The following is a 2,885-nucleotide window of genomic DNA, read 5'->3' as shown; positions in this document are numbered from 1 at the left end:
GAGGAGCGCCTCATCCGCTTCGCGTTCTCCTCCGGGCGGAACAGGTGCACGGAGCCGTCCGCGTGCCGGTAGGCCTTCATTCCCTCGAAGGTCTCCTGCGCGTAGTGCAGGACGGCGGTCGCGGGGTCGAGGGTGAGCGGCCCGTACGGCGTCACGCGCGCGTCGTGCCAGCCGCGGTCCGGCGTCCACTCGATCGTGACCATGTGGTCGGTGAAGTGGATGCCGAAGCCGGGGGCGGCCAGGATCTCGGCGAGCCGCGCGTCGTCGACCGGGTTGGGGTTGGCCGTGGTGCTGATGTCCATGGAGTCAGGCTATCGGTCTAGAGCCGGGCGGCAATCGCGTCGCCGACTTCGGACGTACGCCGCGTGGTGCCGGGTTGACGATCGGCCAGGTCGGCAAGCACGGCCGTCTCGACGGCGGCCGACGCGTCGGCGTACCCCAGGTGGTCGAGGAGGAGTGAGGTCGAGAGGATCGCGGCGGTCGGGTCGGCCTTCTGCTGCCCTGCGATGTCGGGCGCGGAGCCGTGCACGGGTTCGAACATCGACGGCGCCGTGCGGTCGGGGTTGATGTTGCCGCTGGCCGCGAGCCCGATGCCGCCGGTGATCGCGGCGGCGAGGTCGGTGATGATGTCGCCGAAGAGGTTGTCGGTGACGATCACGTCGAAGCGTGACGGGTTCACCGTCATGTGGATCATCGCGGCGTCGATGTGCATGTAGTCGCATGTGACGTCGGGGTGCTCGGCGGCGACGGCCTCGAACAGGCGCCACCAGACCGAGCCGGCGTTGACCAGCACGTTGGTCTTGTGGACCAGGGTCAGGTGCTTGCGCGGGCGACGCTCGGCGCGGGCGAAGGCGTCGCGGACGACGCGCTCGACGCCGAAGGCGGTGTTGACCGAGACCTCGGTGGCAACCTCGGCCGGGGTGCCGACGCGGAGCGCGCCGCCGTTGCCGGTGTAGGGACCCTCGGTACCCTCCCGGACGACCACGAAGTCGACCTCGCCGGGATCGGCCAGCGGGGACGGGGTGCCGGGGAAGAGCCGGCTCGGGCGCAGGTTGACGTAGTGGTCGAGCTCGAAGCGGAGCTTGAGGAGCAGGCCGCGCTCCAGGATGCCGGGCGGCAGCTTCGGGTCGTTGGGCCTGCCGCCGACCGCGCCGAGCAGGATCGCGTCGTGCTGCCGGATCTCGGCGAGCACGGACGTCGGCAGCACGTCACCGGTGGCGAGGTAGTTCTCCGCGCCGAGGGCGTAGTGCGTCTGCTCGAACTTGACCGCGACGTCGACGGCCTCCAGCACCTTGAGGGCCTCGGGGGTGACCTCCTGGCCGATGCCGTCGCCGGGGATGACGGCGAGCTGGACGGTGCCAGTGGGAGGGCCGGTGCTGGCGGTGGCGTGTGAAGTCATGGAGTGAAATCTAGTTGTCGTCGGGGCGCTGGCCGCCGTTGTCTCGCAGGTCAAGCGACTCCTGCAGGGCGAGCGAGGTGGCCTCCATGCTGCGCGGGTTGGCGGGGTCGTGGCTGGCGGGGCCCCAGTCGGGGTACAGGTCGTACATCTCATGCTCCTGGTGTGGTCGAAGTGAACTGTTCGCCCCGCGGCGGGTGTCACTCGACTCTGCTCATGGATCACATGAGGGAGATCAGCCGATGGCTTGCGGATCGCGCGAAGTGGGATCGGGAACGAGATCCGCCGCGGGGCGTTGGTCGTGCCGGTGCAACCGACACTGCAGGGTGTGAACCACCACTGCTGACAAGGCCTCGTCCACGCCGAACACCGCGACGAGTGGGCCTTGTCCTGTCAGGCCTCGCCGCGGCGATCAATAAGTACGAGAACGCTCCGCATGGTGCTACGACCGTACGCCGCCCCACCCGTCCCGCGCACCCACTTTGTCGACCTTGCTCACGATGCGAGACGGCCGTCTTGTCATGAAAGACTCGGCATCCTCATGAGTGCCCCTCCCGAACTACCCGACATCGTGTCCCGCGCCTTCGCCGTCTCCCGCAAGGCGGGCTATGTCGGCTTCTGTCGCAACGAGACCGGCCGACTGCTCGCCACCCTGGCCGCGACGCGTGGCGGCACGATGGCCGAGTTCGGCACCGGGTGCGGGGTGGGCACCGCGTGGCTGCGCAGCGGCGTGCGCAACGGGGCGCGGATCATCACCGCCGAGCTCGACCCCAAGCTGGCCACCGCGGCTGCCGAGATCTTCAAGGACGACGACCGCGTCGAGGTGCTCGAGGCCGACTGGTCCACGCTGCACCAGCGCGGCCCCTACTCGCTGATCTTCCTCGACTCCGGAGACCCGGCCTCGGTCCGGGCCGAGGCGCTCGTCGACCTCCTCGAGCCCGGCGGCATCGTCGTGCTCGACGACTTCACGCCGTGCGAGCTGTGGCCCCCGATCGCCTACGGCCGCGTCGACACGCTGCGCGAGGAATGGCTCACCGACGAGCGGTTCACCGCCGTCGAGGTGATGATCGCGCCCGACGCGTCGGCCATCATCGCGACGCGTCGCTGATCAGCGAGGGCTGATCTCCACCGTGAACCACGGCAGCATCAGCTGGGTCAGCGGCCCGATCAGCACCGCGTAGAGGACGGTCCCGACGCCCAGCACGCCGCCGAGGGCGAGGCCGAGCAGCACCACCACGACCTCGAGACCGGTGCGCACCAACCTGATCGAGAGCCCGGTGCGACGGGCGAGGCCCGTCATCAGACCGTCGCGCGGACCCCGGCCGAACTGCGCCCCGATGTAGAGCGCGCTCGCGAGCCCGCACAGCGCGATGCCCCCCGTGGTCAGGGCGGCCCCGGCGACCAGACCCTCGCCCCGGGCGAGCACGGCCAGCGTCGCGGCGGCCGAGGGGCCCCCCATGGAAGCCGTTGCGCTTGTTACCAAGACGGG

The 2,885-nt window shown here is 70.1% G+C and carries 3 protein-coding genes and 2 pseudogenes; 1 reads left to right on the top strand and 4 read right to left on the bottom strand.

The features are described from left to right. The 3 genes and pseudogenes from RMO85_RS16895 to RMO85_RS16885 form a co-directional block, all read right to left on the bottom strand. Window positions 1-302, bottom strand: a pseudogene (locus RMO85_RS16895) (branched chain amino acid aminotransferase); the annotation flags it as partial. Between the two features lie 17 nt (window positions 303-319). Beyond that, window positions 320-1,399 carry a 3-isopropylmalate dehydrogenase gene (locus RMO85_RS16890; protein ID WP_310529884.1) on the bottom strand — a complete coding sequence of 360 codons (1,080 nt, stop codon included), beginning with the start codon at window positions 1,397-1,399 and terminating at the stop codon, window positions 320-322. A 10-nt stretch (window positions 1,400-1,409) separates the two neighbouring features. Then, the gene (locus RMO85_RS16885; protein WP_310529883.1) at window positions 1,410-1,547 is read right to left on the bottom strand and encodes a hypothetical protein; all 138 of its coding nucleotides are present in this window, start codon (window positions 1,545-1,547) and stop codon (window positions 1,410-1,412) included. Window positions 1,548-1,937: 390 nt separating this feature from the next. On the opposite strand from RMO85_RS16885, the gene RMO85_RS16880 reads away from it, so the two are divergent. Next, a complete protein-coding gene (locus RMO85_RS16880) occupies window positions 1,938-2,504 on the top strand; it encodes a class I SAM-dependent methyltransferase (RefSeq protein WP_310529882.1) in 567 nt (188 codons plus the stop codon). Here the strand turns inward: RMO85_RS16880 and RMO85_RS16875 are convergent. Further along, window positions 2,505-2,885 (bottom strand): annotated as a pseudogene (locus RMO85_RS16875) (hypothetical protein); the annotation flags it as partial. It lies immediately after the preceding gene.

This window comes from Nocardioides sp. (assembly GCF_031422975.1).
GTDB lineage: Bacteria > Actinomycetota > Actinomycetes > Propionibacteriales > Nocardioidaceae > Nocardioides.
Note: the sequence above shows the minus strand (reverse complement) of the source record. Positions and strands in the feature narration are given on the sequence as shown.